An 18,825-nucleotide genomic window follows, 5' to 3' on the forward strand; every position below is an offset into this window, starting at 1 on the left:
AAATCTTTTTCAAACAAGTATTAGCTATTCGTCGGTTCCGGAATAAGATCCTTCTCGATGATCTGCTGATTGAAATGAGCGATGTTCTTCTCAAAGCAATTGCAGTAGTAGTCTTTCCGGCACAATGGACAAGGTACGTTCAGCATCCGCGTAACGCCTGTTAATCTCCATACTGGCTTCTGGCTGTAGAACAAACGCGCCTTGGAACCTTCACTAAGTGTCATGATGAACTGATATAACCCTGAGGCAAGATCTTTGTCGGCTAAAATAACGTTCTTAATCTGCAGTTTCGAATTCAAGATTTTCACCCTTACTGTTCGTATTCAAGATTGTGTAATAATACCCTTTATAGCGCCTTAAGTCAATATTTCTGCGGCCAGGACCATCGTTTGGGTATAAAAATCTTCATGCGAAAGTAAGGAAATCCCGCTTCGGCGTATCCATTTTAAAAACGAGACATGCATGGTTTATGCTCTTACACTTTTTTTCTCAAAACAAAGATAAATATCAGATAGGCTATGATTAGAGCAAGATTGAATAGGGGGAGGATCATTTTCCAAAGCTCATTCGGAGCCGTTACAAACATAAGGAGTCCCCCTGAAAACAGAAAGAAGATATTTTCTACTCTTCTTCGAGGCTCCCATCCTGCTTTTACGATACTGACAATAACCCATAATGTAATAAGCACATAAAAGATTAACGCAATTAAATTAAGCAAAAATTCACCGCCTATATTCAAGACGAATAATACGTCTCTATTTCTAATAATTCCGTTTGGCGTAAATGTTTATTAAAGTTTTTCAATATAACTATAAGCTTTACCTAAGTAACTCTTTGCACTACTCCATTGGTTTGCAGCTACCCCTGCTAGTATCGCAGCTGTTCCTCCACCAACAATAATAGCTCCTATCACGCTCCAAGATAATGCTGCTACCGTTCCACCCACTTCTATCCATAAACTCATTAAAGCAACATCAAACGTGCTGAATTGCATAGCGAACAAATCAACCCCATTTTTCGCGGTAGCAAACCATTGATTAGAAGCTGTAGCTTGCTTCTGAGTATTGCTTCCTTCAGGATCAGGTTTTGCATGATCACCCACCCAATTATAATTCATACTTTCATAGCAGGCAAAAGTATAGCTAGTCATTGAATTATTACTGTAATAATGGCAAACGGATGGTATACCAGCTTTATCAATGGCCCTCAGTCCCATGCTAGGCTCTTTATCATCCATTAGCTCCCCGTTTATATAAACCTTGTAGTCATAAGTAGCAAATATCGTATTTACCGTTAGAGTGTCCGAAAATATCTCCGTATAATTTTTGTTGTTCTCATATTCAGGGAAAAGACTAAATTTTTTAGACTCTGTGATAACGTTCTTAACACCCTGCGTGCCTTCACTTCTTTCTATTGTGGTAACGGTAGTGACATTTCCTAATACTACTCCTTCTACTGTCTTAAATTCTGTTGTATCCGATATCACATGTATATTTGCATTCTCTGCAAATACTACTGAAACAGCATTTGAAAAAACCAACGTCATAATCAACAAAAAACTTATAAACTTTTTACTCAAAATCCAATCACTCCCTTTTTTTCCAATCATACTTCACTCCGAATTTTAATCCAATAAGACAAAAGAACTATATTGATTTCATTGAATTTCTATTTCAACGTAATCACAAACGTAATAAAATCGTTCTGCTCCTGTGAATAAGTCGCGGCGACGATTTTTTTGCCTGAAGGGCTCCAGCCGAGATCGTCGGATAAATATTGGACATCGAGCTTAATCGGCACCGTATCGCCGCTAATGGCATCCGCCACAAACACGCCGTTGTCGCCGCCAGTACCTTCCGATGTCAGGCTGTAGGCCAGCTTCTTGCCATCTGGCGACCAGCTTGTGCCAAATACCTGTGTCGCGCTGCCCAGCTCAATCGGTTCATTGCCCTTTGCATCGGTAATCATCAGCGTCCGCGTCGTGTTCGTGGTGCGCTTCACCAAAGCGAGCTGCTTGCGCTCTGGCGATGGAATGACCCAGACGACGTCCGTCGCCAGCTTCTCCCCCTGCTTGCTGCCATCAGGAAGAAAATACAGCACTTCATTCACGACATAATAAATGCCGCCTTCGCCTGGCATCGCCGTAAAAATCCTCTGCTCGCTATCGTATATCGTCTCCAATGTGCCATCGACGCCCGCCTTGATCACTTTGCCCTCTATCGTCATGAACAGCACATGCGTATCATCCATCCACATGCCTGTTGTCGTATCGATCACATCTTTGCCCAGCTCCACTGACTTTCTCGTCTCCAAATTCATAATATAGCCGTGGGCACTTTCTTCGTTATTCAGCTTATAAAATAAATATTTCCCATCCGGTGACGGCTTCGCAAATCCCTGATGGGCAGGCTGTTCGTACAAGGCTTCCTCCTGCTTTGTCACCAGATTATGCACATACAAGTTGTTGGGAAACATCATCTCCCCTTCCACCGCTATTTTCTGCTCATTCTCATTGCGCTTGACGGTGACAAGCTGATCCTCGGTAATAAAGCTAATCCCCCGCGTTCTATCCATTTGGGCAATTTGACTGACAGCTACCTTCGTATCGGTCGATTGATCCGGCTCGACGACAGTAATCGTTTTATCCGGCTTTTGTATCGTTTCGCGTGCTGGCGCATTACCGTCCCCACAGCCCGCGAGCAGCAGTGCAACAGAGCAAGCAGCCACACCTGTATTTATCCATTTAAAATAGGTTTGTTTCATCTCGTATTGCCCCTCTCCCTTATTGCTATGCGCTAATTGTAATCAGCGAATGTTTCCGCCTCGTCTCCAGCTTGTTTCGGGCCTGTAAACCTTTAACCATTATTAAACGTTATATAGCGGAAAATAGACCTTGAACGTCGTTCCATCCTCGCTCGACCTGACCAGCACAAGCTCACCCTGCTGCGCCTCAGCAAGCTGCTTAACGAGCGACAGGCCGAGCCCCGTTCCTCCAGAAATACGGGAACGATCACGGTTAACCGTATAGAAGGGCTCAAAAATTTTGTCATGCGCTTCCGCCGGAATGCCGATGCCCGTATCCCGCACTACCACATTGACCCGATTTCCGTCCACATGCAGCGCAACCTCAATCTGTCCGCCAGGACGATTATATTTAATGGCATTATCAATTAAGTTGATGAATATTTGCATCAGGCTCTCCCGATCCGCCCAGATAACAGCAGGCTCCAGCTGCGTATGCAGCATCAAATCAAATTTTGCCGCCTTGCCCTGCATGCGCGTGCACAAATCCAGCAGCAGCTCATCGAGCTTCAGCACCTCTGCCTGCTGCTCAAATTCATACTTTTCCAGCGCCGCCAAATGCAGCACCTTCTCAACCATATCGTACAGCCGCCCGGATTCCTTTCCCATGCTTTGAATGGCCTCATCAATGAGCTTCGGATCATCGCGGTACATATCCAGCAAATCCACATACGCTCGAATCGACGTAAGCGGCGTCTTGAACTCGTGGCTGATATTGCCGATGAATTGCTTCTGCTGCTGCTCCAATTGCTGCAGCTTAAGGATGGCGAGCGTAAGCTTGCGCTGCTCCTCCTTCATTTCCTCAATATGCCGTTCAATGGCGCTGCTCATGAAAAAAATATCCTGGCTTAAGTCGCCCAGCTCATCGCGCCTGCGTACGGGATTTTGCCGCAAATACCGCCCTTCGCGAATGCTGCCTGCTGCACTTCTCAGCCGGGAAATGACAGCCGCAAGCCTATAGAAATACCCATAGCCCATGGCCGCCCCTGCCACCACGGCAATAATGCCCGCGGTTTGAAACAGCTCGCGGATTGTCTGGGCGAACTGATGGTCATTTTTCAACGAGTAATGGAAGCTGACCACGCCAAGCAATCCGTCCTCGCCCTGCAAAGGTGCAAAATAAATCAAGGAATCTCCCGCCGTTTGATAGGCGATTTTGCCGTTAAGGGCGTATTGCAGCGTATCGGACAAATTTGCTCCTTTTTCTCCGCCAACGGGAATGGAGCTGCCGGCTTCTTTGCCCTGCGCGTCATAAAGCGTCGTCTGCATGCCGCTGATCATAGAGATATAGAGAGCGAGCCGCTGCCCTCTTAAGGGCATGAAGGATTCGCGCGCAAGCTGCGGTTCGCTAGTAGCGAAGCTTTGGCGAACGTATTGTGCCGCTACCTCGCTCTGCTTGGCCAGCAGCTTCTCGGTTCGCTCCTGCTGATCGCGCTCGATTCCGCTTTGCACCATCATGCTCAGTACGCTCACGGTGAGCGCCAGCAGCACGACCAGCACAATGCTCATCCGCAGCTTCAAGCTAATTTTCATGACGGCTCACCGGATTGCCCCGGCTCACTCGTTTTTATCGACGCTCCTGCTTTTGAAGCTTTGTAGCCGATGCCATAGACGGTCTGAAGCAGCGTCTGGCTCGAATCGCCGAGCTTTTTGCGCAGCCGCTGGATATGAATGTCTACCGTGCGCGTCCCGCCCGCGTATTCCATATCCCAAACCAGATCAAGCAGCTCCTCACGGGTATACACCCGTTCGGGATGCGACAGCAGCAGCGCTGCGAGATCGAATTCCTTCGGCGTCAGCTCAAGCGGAGCACCGCCAGCCGTAATGAGCCGCTGCTGCATATGCAAGCGAATGCTGCCCAGCTCATACACATCTGACTCCTCCTCGCGTCCAGCCAGCTTCTCGACGCGCCGCATCAGCGCCTTCGCTCTGGCGACAAGCTCGCGCAAATCAAACGGCTTCGTCATATAATCGTCGGCTCCCAGCTCAAGACCCAGCACCTTGTCGACGATGTCATTTTTGACTGTGAGTAAAATAATGCCGACGCCATGACGATTTTCCAGCTTACGGCATACTTCATAGCCGTTCATGCGCGGCATCATTACGTCCAAAATAATGACATGCGGCTGGAAAACAGCGACTTTCTCCAGCGCCTCTTCCCCATCGCCAGCCGTCTCGACCAAATAGCCCTCGCGTCTGAACGCGTATGCAACGGCGCTGACGATACTCGCTTCATCGTCCACGACCAATATTTTTTTATCTATCATTTGACCTGTCATGCGTCACCGCTCCCCCCCGCGTCTGTCTAACCCATATTACCCTTTAACACCTAGCATAATGCAGCTATACATCGCCAATATATCGAACTTGTTTCCAACTTGTAAACAACGGTGCAGCACGCACTTAAAAAAATGAAATAGTTGGGTTTACCCAATGGGTTTAGGGTAAGAGAAATTAGATCATCTTAACAGAATACGAATTTGCAGGGTTTGTTCCCTGAACATAATTATACATTGCGGGAGGGTTTCGATAATGGCGAATGAACAAACGAAGACTGGCAGCGGCAGACTCGCGGGCAAAGCTGCCCTAATCACCGGAGCCGGCTCCGGTATCGGCCGTGCGGCGGCACTGCTGTTCGCCAAGGAAGGCGCCAATCTGGCACTGCTTGATGTGAATGAGGATGGGCTCGCCACAGTCAAGCAGGAGGCAGAAGCTTTCGGCGTCACCTGCGCAACAGCCGTGACCGATATTTCAAGCGAGGAAGCAATCGAAGCGGCATATAAAGTCGCGCTAGACAAGCTGGGCCAGCTCGACATCGTTTATGCCAATGCTGGCATTAACGGCTCCATGGCTCCCATTGAGCTAATGAAGCTGGAGGATTGGAGCAAGACGATTAACATTAACTTGAACGGCACGTTTCTAACTGTGAAGCATGCTATTCCCGCGCTTAAGGAAAAGGGCGGCAGCATTTTGATTACGAGCTCCATTAATGGCAACCGCGTCTTCTCGAATATCGGATTCAGCGCATACAGCAGCACGAAGGCGGCCCAGGTCGCATTCACACAGATGGCGGCGCTGGAGCTGGCCAATTACCGCATTCGCGTTAATGCCATTTGCCCCGGCTCGATTAAGACGAATATTGATAAAAGCACGAAACGCTCGCCCTATTTGGAGGAGGTGCAAATTCCGGTCAACTTCCCTGAAGGCGATCAGCCGCTGGAAAAAGGCCCTGGCTCGCCCGAGCAGGTCGCCCAGCTTGCCCTGTTCCTCGGATCGGATGATTCGCATCATATTACGGGCACAACGGTTTACATTGACGGAGCGGAATCCTTGCTCCACGGCTAGTTAGGCCAACCGCTTGACAGGAGAGGAGAAACGACTATTTATGCTAAGAGAAGCCATTCACCACACCCCAAGCCACAAGTGGGCCTACGCCTATGATCTAAGCACCTATCACATTCGGCTGCGCACGCGAAAAAATGATGTGGAGGACGTCGTCATGGTCGCCGGAGACAAATACGACTGGAACGGCAACCTCCAAGAAATTGTTATGGAAAAAATCGCCTCCGATCAGCTGTTTGATTATTGGGAAGGTGTTATTATTCCGAAATATAAACGCTTCTCCTACGGATTTCGCCTGCATGCCGGCACAGAGACGATGTGGAAGATCGAGACCGGCTTTTATGCGCAGCAGCCGACGCCTCCGGGCGGTTATTTTGAGGTGCCCTACATTCATGAGGTTGACTTATTCGATGCGCCAGACTGGGCGAAAAACGCGGTCTTTTATCAAATCATGGTGGACCGCTTCAATAACGGAAACAAGGAAAACGACCATGATTATGTCAGGCCATGGGGAGAAACGCCAGATATTCATTCGCATTTCGGCGGCGACATGCAGGGGATATTAGATAAGCTGGATTACATTAGCGACCTGGGCGTAAATTCCATTTATTTGACCCCCTTATTCACTTCGCCTTCCAACCATAAATACGATACGGTTGATTATCACATGATTGATCCACAGTTCGGCGATTTAGAGCTGCTTAAGAAGCTGGTTGACGCGTGTCATAAGCGCAGCATTCGTGTCGTGCTGGATGCAGTGTTCAACCATGTGAGCGAGCAGTTCCCCCATTTTCAGGATGTGCTGAAACACGGAGAAAAGTCCAAATACAAGGACTGGTTCCATCTGAATCACTTTCCGGTAGCTGTTCAGGATGGCAAGGCGAACTATGATACGTTCGGCTTTTATGGCAACATGCCCAAGCTTAATACCGCCAATCCTGAAGTAAAAAAATATTTGCTCGACGTTGCCGTCCATTGGATTCGCGAAGCGGACATTGACGGCTGGCGGCTCGATGTCGCCGACGAAATCGACCATCATTTCTGGCGGGAGTTTCGCGGCGCAGTCAAGGCCGTGAAGCATGACACCTACATTATCGGCGAGGTGTGGGGAGATGCGCTGCGCTGGCTGCAAGGCGACCAATTCGATTCGTCGATGAACTATCCCTTTACGAACAGCGTGCTCGATTTTTTCTCCAGCAACGACAGACACGCTTCGGATTTTGCCGAGGAGGTAAACCGCCTGCTCATGCGTTATCCGCAGCAGACGAACGAAGCGCTGTTGAATCTGCTGTCGAGCCATGACATTCCGCGCTCCTTGACCAGAATGGGCGGCGATAAACGGCGGGCGAAGCTGGCGGCCGTGTTTATGATGACGTCGATGGGCGTACCTTGCGTCTTCTACGGCGACGAGGTTGGCATTCAAGGCGGCGGCGACCCGGATTGCCGCAAATGCATGGAATGGGATGAGGCCAAGCAGGATCGGGATTTGCACGATTTTTATCGAATCATCATTTCGCTCCGCAAAAAGCATGAGGCGCTGCGCTGCGGACGCTTCCGTTTCCTCCAGGCGAGCAGCGAGAAAGGCACCTTCGTCTATGAGCGGATGAATAATAAGCAGCACTTCACCATTTGGATGAACAATACAGAGGAGGATGTATTTCTCGCCCACCCCATGCTGGCTGGCGGTTGGCGTGATGCGCTCACCGAGGAAGAAGTAGCGACATTCGAGAACCAGCTCCGCATTGAGCTTGAACCGATGGGCTACCGGATTTTGTACCGGAACATTTGAAGCAGCTTGCATAGGACTTGAGCAGGGCTTACAAAGGCAGCAAAAAAAAGGACAGGCGTCGGATTTTCCGGCCTGTCCTTTCTTTATAGCTTAATCGCACAGATGCGAAGCATATCGTCCGCCACGTCCCTGAATAAACAGAAATTGCACATGGGGCTGAAGCTTGCCGAGTGCGATTACCTCATCCAAGGTCAGCGTAGAATGGCGCAGCTTGAAATGAAAATGCGGCTGGCGGATAAAACGGTCAGACGCGAACAATGCTTCATAGCTTGCATAAGGAATCGCATCCTCCGGCACCTCATCGATCGTTTCAATCCGCTCAGAAAAGTCCAGCTGCCGCAATTCAGAATAATAGGGGCACTCGGCGAGACGGGTAATAAAGGATTCCTCTGAGAACCCTACCTGCAGCCTCAATTCGCGGAGCGGATGGCCTTCAATCGCGAAAAAAGCTTCATCCGGCACAGTCGGCGTCTGGAAGGTGAGAACAGCTGGCATTTTAGCAAGCAGCTTCGTCACCATGCCATGCTCCTCATCATAGTCGCACCCGATAAAGCGGACGTTATGATCGCCTGAATCTGTGAGCTGCACGAGGAAGGAACGCAGAGCCGAAAACTCCGCCTCGGAATGAACCATACGCGAGAAATTCCATTCATTCATGCCGTTCGCCCCTTCATCAGGCCCCGTGAAGGTGAGCGAAGCAAGATAAGGAGCAACGTCAGGCAAACAAATAAACTCCAGAAACTTTACAAAAGGATAGTTCGTCTCGTAGTCGAAATCATCTGCCGCAATCGTCGGATTTTCATCATAGCCTACGCCATAAAACAGGAGCTCGTACTGGTCGCCTACCTGGGCAAAGCTCACTTTAGCATCACGATAGGGAGACCAGACCGCATGATCCGGATCATAGCTTTGCTTAATGTCCATTTGATAATGGTAAATGCGCCTCTGCAGCTCCAATAAGCGCTCTATCATCGGCGGTCACACTCCTTTTGTCCCGAAACTTTATTGACTCAGCTCTTTATACAGGGCTATGTATTGCTCGGCCGACGCTCCCCAGCTGTAATCGCCGGCAAAGGCGGCTGCAGTCAGCTTGCTTCGATGGGACTCATTCCACCAAATATGAATAGCATAACGAATCGTATTCAGCATATCACGGCTATTGTATTTGGCGAAGGAGAAGCCGTTGCCCTCTCCCGTCCACTCATTGTAGCTTTGAACGGTATCCTTGAGCCCGCCAACCTCGCGTACGATAGGCAAGCTGCCGTAACGCAGCGCCAGAAGCTGACTAATTCCGCATGGCTCGAATAAGGACGGCATGAGGAACATATCGGATGCCGCATAAATACGGCGGGCTACGCCATCATCAAAGCCGATCCATGAAACCATTTTGCCTGGATAACGATACTGAGCGGCGCGGAACGCGTGCTCCATCTCGGGTTCACCGGTGCCAAGCAGCACAAGCTGAATATCCTCTGTTTGCAGCAGCTCGTCCAGCACTTCCAGCACGAGCGGCAGCCCTTTTTGATCCACAAGCCTGCCGACCATGCCGATGAGGGGAATCGCATCGTTGACCGGCAGTCCGAGCTCCTGCTGGAGTGCCGTTTTGTTTTGCTTTTTCAGCTTAAGGCTGTCCTTGTATGGGAATGGAATGAACGGATCGGTCTCCGGGTTGTAGCTGCGCGCATCGATGCCGTTAACAATACCGAGGAGCCGCTCGCCTTTCGCCCGCAGCGTGCCATCCATGCCATAACCGTATTCAGCTGTGCGGATTTCATTGGCATAGGTCGGGCTGACTGTTGTCACCCGGTCAGCAAGCTGAATGCCCGCCTTCATAAAGCTCACCGAACCATGATATTCGACTCCGTCCGGAGTGAACATCTCATTTTGCAGCCCCAGCCAGTCGCCCAACGCTTGATGAGGGTAGTTGCCCTGATATTGCAAATTATGAATGGTGAACACCGTCTTCACGTGGGAATATTCCGGCCGATGCCAATAATGATGCTTGAGCAAAGCAGGAATCATGCCCGTATGCCAATCATGGCAATGCAGCACATCCGGGATGAAGCCCATCACCGGCAGCGCATCAAGCACCGCCCGGCAGAAAAAAGCGTAACGCTCGCCGTCATCCCCATAGCCATAAGCCGAGCCGCGACGGAAATAATGCTCATTGTCGATAAAATAATAAACGACGCCTTCATGGACAAGCTCCTTGATGCCGCAGTAAACATGGCGCCAGCCTACCGATACATAGATGAATCCAAGCTCCTTCATCTGCGCCCGATATACGTCCTTCACCGAAGCGTAAAGCGGCATAATGACGCGGACATCCGCTCCCTTCTCATTCAATGCTTCCGGCAGAGAGCCTGCTACATCAGCAAGGCCACCCGTCTTCATAAATGGCACGCATTCCGCAGCCGCAAACAATACGTTCATGCTTTTCATCCCCTGCTCTTTGGTTTCATAATGCTGCAATGCCGATCTATCAGGAACGCTTCACCTTTACCCGCCGCAAAATAAGGACAGATAACGGCGGCAGCGGCAGCTCTACGCTGTTTTTCTTATCATGCCAGTTGATGCGCTGGGATGCAATAGCTCCACCTTCCCGCAGCAGCTCCGCTTGAAAACCCGACCCGCCATAAGCAGGCTCATCACTATTCAGCACGATCTCATAATCCCCTGCGCTCGGCACGCCAATACGATAAACCGGATGTGCGTAATCGGTAAAATTGCACAGCATGATAAGCGCTTCACCCTTCGGGCTGGCTAATCTGCGATAAGAAAGGACACTTTGCAAATGATCCTCGTGCTCAATCCATTCGAAGCCCTTGTAATCATGATCCAGCTTCCACAGCGCTTTCTCCTGGGCATACAGCTGATTCAGCCTGCGCGTATAAGCCTGCATCCGCCAATGGGGCTCATAATCCAGCAGCAGCCAGTCAAGCTCCGCGTCGTCCTTCCACTCGATGAACTGGGCAAATTCGCCGCCCATAAACAGCAGCTTTTTGCCAGGATGGGTCATCATATAGCCGTAGAACAGCCGCAAACCGGCAAATTTTTGCTCATAGCTGCCGGGCATTTTGTTCAGCAGCGATTTTTTCCCATGCACGACCTCATCATGAGACAGCGGCAGCGCATGATTGTCCTGCCAAGCATACCAAATCGGAAAGGTCAGCAAATTATGATGATTTTTCCGCTCGAAAAAAGACTGCTTCGCATAGCTTAGCGTGTCATTCATCCAGCCCATATTCCACTTGTAGTTAAATCCAAGCCCGCCTTCATCAACTGCCTTCGTAACGCCGGGATAAGCATGCGACTCCTCGGCCATCATAAGGGCATGCGGGTAATATTGAAAAACGGTCTTATTGAGCTGCCGCAAAAAAGCGATGCCTTCGAGATGCTCCTTGCCGCCGAATTCATTCGGACGCCACTGGCCTGGTTTTTTATCAAAATCATGATACAAAATGCTGGTGACCGCATCAACGCGCAAGCCATCAATATGAAACAGGTCAAACCAAAACAATGCATTCGAAATTAAAAAATTGCAAACCTCCGGCTTTCCGTAATCGAAGGCGAGCGTTCCCCAGCCGGGCTTCTCGGCAATGAGCGGGTCTTCATTTTCAAACAAAGCCGAGCCGTCAAAACGACGCAAGCCATGCGCATCCTTGGCAAAATGCCCCGGCACCCAGTCGAGAATGACACCAATCCCGTTTTGATGGCACCGATCTATCAGCTCCATTAATTGCTGCGGTTCACCGTAGCGGCTAGTCGCGGCATAATAGCCAGTTGGCTGGTAGCCCCATGATTTATCGTATGGATGCTCGGTTAGCGGCAGCAGCTCCAGATGGGTATAGCCCATGTCCGCTACATAAGCGACCAATTGATCAGCCAGCTCGCTGTAGGAAAGCAGCGTATCATCCTTATGCCTGCGCCAGCTGCCAAGATGCACCTCGTAAATGTTCATTGGACGGGCATACGGCGTTTTTTTTCCGCGCATCCACGCCTCATCCTGCCATGAATAACCGTCCAGCGACCATACGCGGGATGCCGTTTGCGGCCTTACCTCGGCATATACGGCATAAGGATCGGCTTTGAGCAGCCTCTCCCCATTTTGGGTTACAATTTCATATTTATACAAAGCGCCCTTCGGCATATTCGGGAAGAAGCCTGTCCAGATGCCGGACTTGTTAAGCCGGTTTAGCGGCTCATTGCCGCCATGCCACCCGTTAAAATCCGTCGCCAGACGAACCTCCCGCGCCTCCGGCGCCCAAACGTTAAAGCGAGTGCCTTCGATTCCATGCTCGATTGCTTGGTGAGCGCCCATTTTTCGATAGCTATGCGCCCATGTTCCTTCATGAAACAGAAAAATTTCTTCTTCGGACAATGTGGAGATTTCCATCCATTTCACCCGCTTTATGTTCGCAATGAACGTATAGTAAAGCACACGAAAGCTAATATTAACCTTAAAAATTGGTTTTGACTCAATCGTTTCAAGCGCCCTTCAGTCGTTTAAAAATACCTTACAACAACCCGTCACGGACGGCCTGGAGGGAAAAAGCCTAATGCATAATACCGATTGCATCGCTATGCTGCTAGCTGGAGGACAAGGAAGTCGTTTAGCACCGTTTACAGGCCAAATGGCCAAGCCCGTCGTATCTTTTGGCGATCGCTTCCGCATGATTGATTTTCCATTAAGCAATTGCATTAACTCAGGCATTCGCACCATTGGCGTGCTCACTCAATATTGCTCCGATTCGGTTCGTGACCACATTACGGATGGAGAAGCTTGGCTGCGCTCAACAACGACGAAGCATTCTGGCGAAATTACGATGCTGCCAGCTTCTCGGGTATCAAGCTCAGGCTGCTATACGGGCACGGCCGATGCGATTGTTCGCAACGTTGCTTATGTGGACGAGCATCATCCGGAGCATGTGCTTGTTTTATCAGGCGATCACATTTACCAAATGGATTATCGCCCAATGCTGGAATTTCACAAGGCAAGCAAGGCAATGGCCACCATTGCCGTCAAGCAGGTCCCATGGCGTGAAGCCCATCGCTTCGGCATTATGCATACGGACGAGCAGTCCCGCATTGTGAAGTTTGAAGAGAAGCCAGCAACCCCGGAAAGCAACTTGGCTTCTATGGGCATTTATTTATTCCGCTGGCAAGATTTGAGAAGCATCCTGCTGGAGGACGCCGCAAACCCTCATTCAAGCCATGACTTTGGCAAAGATATTATTCCCGCCATTTTGGCTGCAGAGGAAAACTTGAACGCTTATCCATATGAGGGCTACTGGCGTGATGTCGGCACCGTAGAAAGCCTGTGGGAAGCGCATATGGAGCTGCTTGACGGCGAGATGAGCTTGACTACAGAAACGTGGCCTCTGCGATCCAAAGAGGTTCAGCCGGTACGAAAACCCTATGTCAGCCCGCAAGCTGTGCTGAGCAATAGCATTGCCCACCCTGGCTGCACAATCGAAGGCCGGATTTCACGCTCAGTGCTGGGCGCAGGAGTCAGCATTGGAAAAGGCAGCGGCATCGCCGAAAGCATCATCATGCCCGGTGCAAAAATTGGGCGCAATGTTATTATTCATAGAGCCATTATTGGCGAAAACGCCGTTATTCATGACGGCGCAATCATCGGGGAGAGAACTCACGGAGACATAACCGTCGTCGCCCCCGGCGAAGCAATTGTGGCTCAGCTTATAACTAGCAGCGGCAGCAAATTGAAGGCGCTTGAACAATTAGAACAGTATGAGAATTCTGCGACAGAGCTTGTTGGTACAGGAGAAGAACGATTCAGCAATAGCGTCTTGCACTATTAATGTGTTGTGTCGTGAGTGGATGTCTTGCAGCATGAACGCTGCTGTATCCCATTACTTTCGACAAGACGCACGCTTTACCCTGCTTGCCGAAGCAGCAAATTATATAGCGGCTTAGGCCAGGTGAAACGGCCGAAAGCCGTCCTCTGGCGGTGCAGCGCGTTTCATTCTGAGAACTATAGAGAAAGGATGGGAAAATCATATCCTTTCCTATATTTCAAAAAATACCCCTCGGTCCACGAAGCAAGGCGGGCCGAGGGGTATTTGAGGTTGTTAAAGGGTTTTTCCTTTTGGTTAGATTAATGTTCTCTAATGTGAATAAATACAAATTTCACTTCAGTTAATCCATTTTCTATACATATTTTTAATAGTATAATGAGATAAATAAAGTGATTATTCACTTTGAGAAATCCGAAATTGCTTTGACGGTATTATTTTATGGTTTCGTAAGGATTTCAAAAACATCTAAATATGGGATTTTAAAACAGATGTTGTGCCATAGTTAGTTTAATGAAAGGAAGGTATAGGAGTGAGTATTTATTACGCTTCAAGCAAAGAGGATATCACTAAGGATGCACTCCAAGAGTTATTTCTTTCGGTAGAATGGGAGTCTGGCAAGTATCCAAACGAGCTTTTACAAGCAATCGGAGGGTCTCATTCCATTGTTACCGCTTGGGAAGGAGGAAAGCTTGTCGGTTTAATAAATGCTTTGTCAGATGGTGTTTTAACGGTATATTTTCATTATATGCTTATTAATCCGAGTTATCAGAGTAGAGGTATAGGTAAGGAAATGATGAATATAATGCTTGATAGATATAAAGGGTGTAAAACAAAAGTATTAATTTCTTATCCTCATGCAGTGGATTTCTATAATAAATTTGGCTTTAATATAGAGGATGGAGCTACACCAATGTTTATCTCAGAGTTGATATGATTGAGCTAACTGGAGACGTTAGTTGAATGACAACAGCGGCAGTCTAAGACTTTATTTTTCAAGTCTTGGTCCGCCGCTGCTTCTTTTAATGGATCAGTCTAAAATTTATTTTTCAAAAGCTGAAGATTCTTAATTATAAAAAAAACATTAAATTAACGATTTCAGTCTAACTCTTTATTTTCTTTCGACAACTAATTCGAAATTGTCAGCTGACTGAGCTGCTCGTTCCATTGAACCGTGAGCCCCAAGCCTTGCTCCAGCAACTGGTACGGAACGGCCGTTGCACCGGAATAAACAATCGGAGCCTCTGGCAGCTCAAACGTTACATTGCCTGCTTTCGCCTGGGTATCGCCTATACGGAAGGTTGCTGAGCGTTCCTTATATTTAAGCGTATAAATTCTAAAGCCTTCTTTATTAAGAACGGAGCTCAACGTCATGCCTAATTTTTTGGCTACGTCTTTTATCGGCACATATACCGTCTCTCCTTGCGGAAGTGTAGGGTAAATGCTGCTTAGCCATTGCCCATTTATGATGGTATCAACAGCCGGCCTTGCCAGCATAGGCGTATAAACCATGCCATCACTGCGCACGGATGGTCCGCCTGTTTCATAGAACTTGTTGTGGCCCCAGCCCCATGCCTTGCCATCCTCATCAATGGCAACGCCGTGGTCTTCCCCGGCTGCGATATGCTTGATCCGGGTGAGCCCTCGCACTTTGCCCTGCTTGCCAGTAGCGGTCTGTCCATAAGCAAAAACCTCGCCACCTGTCGTCAGCAAAAGCTGGCTGTCCTCATTCCCGCTTATTTCCTTCAGCGTAAGTATCGGATACAGAGCTTGTTTTTTGCCATTTTCAGCAATACTCCACGCTTTTCCTTTCGTATCTAATGCCATCACACCGCTGTTATACGCAACGATGGAGGTTATGCCAGACAAGCCGGATAGTTTAGCAGGAGCTGTAGGCTTAATCGTCTCCGTACCCTCTCGGGGCGCCGCCACAGGCTGCCAGCTCCATACCGTTCCATCCTTCTTCACGGCGTAAGCCTTAGGATAACCGTATGCAACCTGCACGACTTGATTTAAGCCCTTCACGGCAGCTGGTTTACCAAAGCTGAGCTTTCCGGTGTCGTCTTGCTGCTTCGTCCATGTTGAGACCGTACCATTGTTCAATAAAGCTATATCATAGCCATATCCGCCTGCCACCTTCGCTACGCCAGCAGCGCCCGCTACCTGCCGAAGCCCATTTGCATCTTTTCCGCTGCTGTCATTGTGGCCCCAGGTCCAGACCGTTCCGTCTGCCTTTACCGCCATATAGTTTTGATCACTCTTATTGATATGAATATAGACAGTATCGGAAAGTCCGGCATAACGTACGGGCGCTACTGTATTGCGAAAACCTGGATTTCCCTCCAGCCCAAGCTCTCCCCACAAATTGCGTCCCCAGGCCCAAACCGTGCCGTCACTGCGCAGCGCAATCGTATAGTTATGGGCGGCTTCTATTTGCGTAAAGCTTTTGGGGACGGCCTCAGCAGCTTCGACAGCTTGCTCCTGCCCTTGCTTTTGCAATTGGCTTGCTGCTTGCTCCCCGCTGGCAATCGCTGCACTGTGCGGGCCCCCCGTCCATACAATCGCTGCTAGAAGAGTAAGCGCCAGCAAGCCGCGCCAAGCTTTCCCGCTCTTGTTAGACTGCCTTGTCGTCGTTGTGTTGAACATCTTCATCCCTACCCCCAATGACCATTTACAAGCTGTCTATATGGACGGTGTTCCCAATTGGAAGGTTGCAGCTTGATGGCTGCATGGCTATTTGTTCATTCAGTCATTAGGTTGATAGAAGAGGGGGTTTTAAAAAAATCAGGCATCCATTTCCAGCACAGAGCTGTTGCTGATCAGCGTGCCGACATGGCTGCCATGGCAAATCGCCTTCATCGAGCCCGGCTTGTCGAAATTAAACACATGAATCGGCAGATTATAGTCCCGCGCCAAAATAAAGGCCGACTGGTCCATCACCTTAAGCTGCTGATCCAGTACATCGTTGTAGTGCAGCGATTTGAATTTTCGCGCTCCCTTATGCAGCTTGGGATCGGCGTCAAGCACGCCATCTACGCCCTGCTTGGCGACCAGCAGCGCATCGCACCCTACCTCAATCGCCCGCTGCACGGATGGATAATCCGTCGTCACATACGGCTGGCCGTTACCGCCAGCAAAAATGACGATATACCCCTTCTCCAAATGATGCACCGCGCGCAAACGGATGTAAGGCTCGGCAACGCTGCTGACCGGCAGTGCCGTCATGACGCGCACTTCCTTCTTCGTTCTGGCTTTCAGCACGCCTCTGAGCATCAGACTGTTAATAACCGTCGCCAGCGTACCGATATTATCCGCCTCCGCACGCTCAATGCCCCAGCTCTCGCCCATATTGCCGCGAAAAATATTGCCACCCCCAATAACGAGCGATACCTCTACGCCCATCTTCACGACGGACAGCACCTCGCTCGCGATATGCTCCAGCTTTTCAGGCTCAAAGCCGAACTCGCTTCCACCTGCAACCGCTCCTCCGCTCAGCTTAATCAGCACTCTCTTATACCTGTTGTTCGTCATTGATCATGCACCTCCAGTTAGATTAACGTTCGCAAGAAGCAGAACATGGGGGACTGAGCCATTTAACGAGTGACTCAAGCGTAAACGGCTTTGCTGTCCTCTGGCGGCAAAGCTTTCGTTTCGCGATGAAATATAGAGAAAGTATGACGAAATCATATACTTTCCTATATTTCAAGCGTAAACGGCTTTGCTGTCCTCTGGCGGCAAAGCTTTCGTTTCGCGATGAAATATAGAGAAAGTATGACGAAATCATATACTTTCCTATATTTCAAGCGTAAACGGCTTTGCCGTCCTTTGGCGGCAAAGCTTTCGTTTCGCGATGAAATATAGAGAAAGTATGACGAAATCATATACTTTCCTATATTTCAAGCGTAAACGGCTTTGCTGTCCTCTGGCGGCGCGGCTCGTTTCAGTCCGAGAAATATAAGCAGACTATAAGGGGGAAAACTTATAAAGTCTTATATTTTGAAAAAAGACATAAAAAAACACCAAAGCATCAAATGCCTTGGTGTTTCAAAGGAATGGAAATAGAAACGCGCTTCGGGCTGGACGGGCAAAACCGGCTGCGCCATTGCCTTGGCTTTCGCTCCATACTCCCATCTCCTTCCCTTATTCCTGCTTTATTTTGTCTTATTCTACGCCAGCGCTATGCAAGTTGCAATAGTAGCTTAGGCTTAGGGCTTGCGATACTGATACGAAATGACGCTATTCCTCGTAAATCATTTTGCGCGTCATGCCGCCATCAACGACGAGATTAATGCCATTAACGAAATCATTGCCCGGATCGGTCAAATAAAAGCACGCTTTGGCGATATCCTCCGGCTTGCCGACCCGCATGGACGGATGCTGGCTGTGATCCTCCGGCCGTAGTGCTTCATAATCGCCGGTTTCGATCCAGCCGGGGCTGATGGCATTCACGCGAATGCGATCCGGGCCAAAAGAAAGGGCCAGTGCATGCGTCAGCGCAACAATGCCGCCCTTGGAGGCCGCATACGCCTCCGTATTGGGCTCAGACATTAGGGCACGCGTCGAGGCCATATTGACGATGGCTCCTCCTCCGTTGCCGCGCATCAGCTTAGCGGCTTCCCTTGCGCACAAAAAAGTGCCGCGCAAATTCGTATGGAGCAGCGCATCCCATTCTTCAACCTCCAGATCGTATGGCGACTTCCACACCGCATAACCCGCATTGTTAATCAGCACATCCAGGCCGCCGTAGGTCTCGCTTATAAAAGCGAACATCGCTTCAATTTCCGCTGGCTGAGCCAAATCAATGGTATAGGCGGCAGCTTTGCCACCCTGCTCTTGTATACGAAGCGCCGCCTTCTTGGCGCCTTCGCTGTCGCGGTCTGCCGCAATAACGAAGGCGCCCTGCCTCGTATAGGCTTCGGCAACAGCAAAGCCGATGCCACGCGCGGCGCCGGTTACCAGCACTATTTTTCCACTATAGTCCATAAACAAGCTGCCTCCTCTCTACGTCCTTTACCTCATTGTGCACAAACAGCCGATCAGATAGGCTCTGACCGGCTGCTCCCGCTGTTTAAGCGC

15 protein-coding genes are annotated in these 18,825 nt (G+C 49.5%); 4 read left to right on the forward strand and 11 right to left on the reverse strand.

What is annotated here, in order from left to right; translation table 11 throughout:
- Nucleotides 1-20: 20 nt before the first annotated feature.
- The 5 genes from ACSR9A_RS20030 to ACSR9A_RS20050 form a co-directional block, all read right to left on the reverse strand.
- On the reverse strand, nucleotides 21-299 hold the full coding sequence (locus tag ACSR9A_RS20030) for a hypothetical protein (RefSeq protein WP_046233598.1): 279 nt from the start codon (nucleotides 297-299) through the stop codon (nucleotides 21-23).
- A 491-nt stretch (nucleotides 300-790) separates the two neighbouring features.
- A complete protein-coding gene (locus ACSR9A_RS20035; protein ID WP_473759130.1) occupies nucleotides 791-1,609 on the reverse strand; it encodes a hypothetical protein in 819 nt (272 codons plus the stop codon).
- 59 nt (nucleotides 1,610-1,668) lie between these two features.
- A complete protein-coding gene (locus ACSR9A_RS20040; protein ID WP_473759132.1) occupies nucleotides 1,669-2,763 on the reverse strand; it encodes a TolB-like translocation protein in 1,095 nt (364 codons plus the stop codon).
- 102 nt (nucleotides 2,764-2,865) lie between these two features.
- A complete protein-coding gene (locus ACSR9A_RS20045) occupies nucleotides 2,866-4,335 on the reverse strand; it encodes a sensor histidine kinase (protein WP_473759134.1) in 1,470 nt (489 codons plus the stop codon).
- Nucleotides 4,332-5,066 (reverse strand): response regulator transcription factor, encoded by a 735-nt coding sequence (locus ACSR9A_RS20050; protein ID WP_473759191.1) that lies wholly within the window; start codon nucleotides 5,064-5,066, stop codon nucleotides 4,332-4,334. The genes ACSR9A_RS20045 and ACSR9A_RS20050 overlap by 4 nt, the downstream gene beginning before the upstream one ends.
- Before the next feature lie 268 nt (nucleotides 5,067-5,334).
- On the opposite strand from ACSR9A_RS20050, the gene ACSR9A_RS20055 reads away from it, so the two are divergent.
- A complete protein-coding gene (locus ACSR9A_RS20055) occupies nucleotides 5,335-6,147 on the forward strand; it encodes an SDR family oxidoreductase (protein ID WP_473759136.1) in 813 nt (270 codons plus the stop codon).
- A gap of 40 nt (nucleotides 6,148-6,187) precedes the next feature.
- On the forward strand, nucleotides 6,188-7,933 hold the full coding sequence (locus ACSR9A_RS20060) for an alpha-glycosidase (protein ID WP_473759138.1): 1,746 nt from the start codon (nucleotides 6,188-6,190) through the stop codon (nucleotides 7,931-7,933).
- Between the two features lie 90 nt (nucleotides 7,934-8,023).
- Here ACSR9A_RS20060 and ACSR9A_RS20065 read toward each other — a convergent pair whose 3' ends face one another.
- The 3 genes from ACSR9A_RS20065 to glgB are packed head-to-tail and all read right to left on the reverse strand — an operon-like array spanning nucleotide 8,024 to nucleotide 12,329.
- Entirely contained in the window at nucleotides 8,024-8,905 is an 882-nt protein-coding gene (locus ACSR9A_RS20065) for a hypothetical protein (protein ID WP_473759140.1), read from the reverse strand.
- A 30-nt stretch (nucleotides 8,906-8,935) separates the two neighbouring features.
- Nucleotides 8,936-10,366, reverse strand: a complete 1,431-nt coding sequence (gene glgA, locus ACSR9A_RS20070; protein ID WP_473759142.1) for a glycogen synthase GlgA — start codon at nucleotides 10,364-10,366, stop codon at nucleotides 8,936-8,938.
- A gap of 49 nt (nucleotides 10,367-10,415) precedes the next feature.
- Nucleotides 10,416-12,329: a 1,4-alpha-glucan branching protein GlgB gene (gene glgB, locus ACSR9A_RS20075; protein WP_473759144.1), complete on the reverse strand. Its 1,914-nt coding sequence runs from the start codon at nucleotides 12,327-12,329 to the stop codon at nucleotides 10,416-10,418.
- 163 nt (nucleotides 12,330-12,492) lie between these two features.
- On the opposite strand from glgB, the gene ACSR9A_RS20080 reads away from it, so the two are divergent.
- Together ACSR9A_RS20080 and ACSR9A_RS20085 are read left to right on the forward strand one after the other, a co-directional pair.
- On the forward strand, nucleotides 12,493-13,755 hold the full coding sequence (locus tag ACSR9A_RS20080; protein ID WP_473759146.1) for a glucose-1-phosphate adenylyltransferase: 1,263 nt from the start codon (nucleotides 12,493-12,495) through the stop codon (nucleotides 13,753-13,755).
- A gap of 526 nt (nucleotides 13,756-14,281) precedes the next feature.
- Entirely contained in the window at nucleotides 14,282-14,686 is a 405-nt protein-coding gene (locus ACSR9A_RS20085; RefSeq protein WP_473759147.1) for a GNAT family N-acetyltransferase, read from the forward strand.
- 191 nt (nucleotides 14,687-14,877) lie between these two features.
- Here the strand turns inward: ACSR9A_RS20085 and ACSR9A_RS20090 are convergent, their stop codons facing one another.
- From ACSR9A_RS20090 to ACSR9A_RS20100, 3 genes are all read right to left on the reverse strand, one after another.
- On the reverse strand, nucleotides 14,878-16,401 hold the full coding sequence (locus ACSR9A_RS20090) for a stalk domain-containing protein (protein ID WP_473759149.1): 1,524 nt from the start codon (nucleotides 16,399-16,401) through the stop codon (nucleotides 14,878-14,880).
- A gap of 132 nt (nucleotides 16,402-16,533) precedes the next feature.
- A complete protein-coding gene (gene pyrH / locus ACSR9A_RS20095) occupies nucleotides 16,534-17,280 on the reverse strand; it encodes a UMP kinase (protein WP_473759151.1) in 747 nt (248 codons plus the stop codon).
- Between the two features lie 705 nt (nucleotides 17,281-17,985).
- Nucleotides 17,986-18,732 carry an SDR family NAD(P)-dependent oxidoreductase gene (locus tag ACSR9A_RS20100; RefSeq protein WP_473759152.1) on the reverse strand — a complete coding sequence of 249 codons (747 nt, stop codon included), beginning with the start codon at nucleotides 18,730-18,732 and terminating at the stop codon, nucleotides 17,986-17,988.
- Between the last annotated feature and the right edge of the window lie 93 nt (nucleotides 18,733-18,825).

The organism is Paenibacillus sp. R-74696, assembly GCF_055814915.1.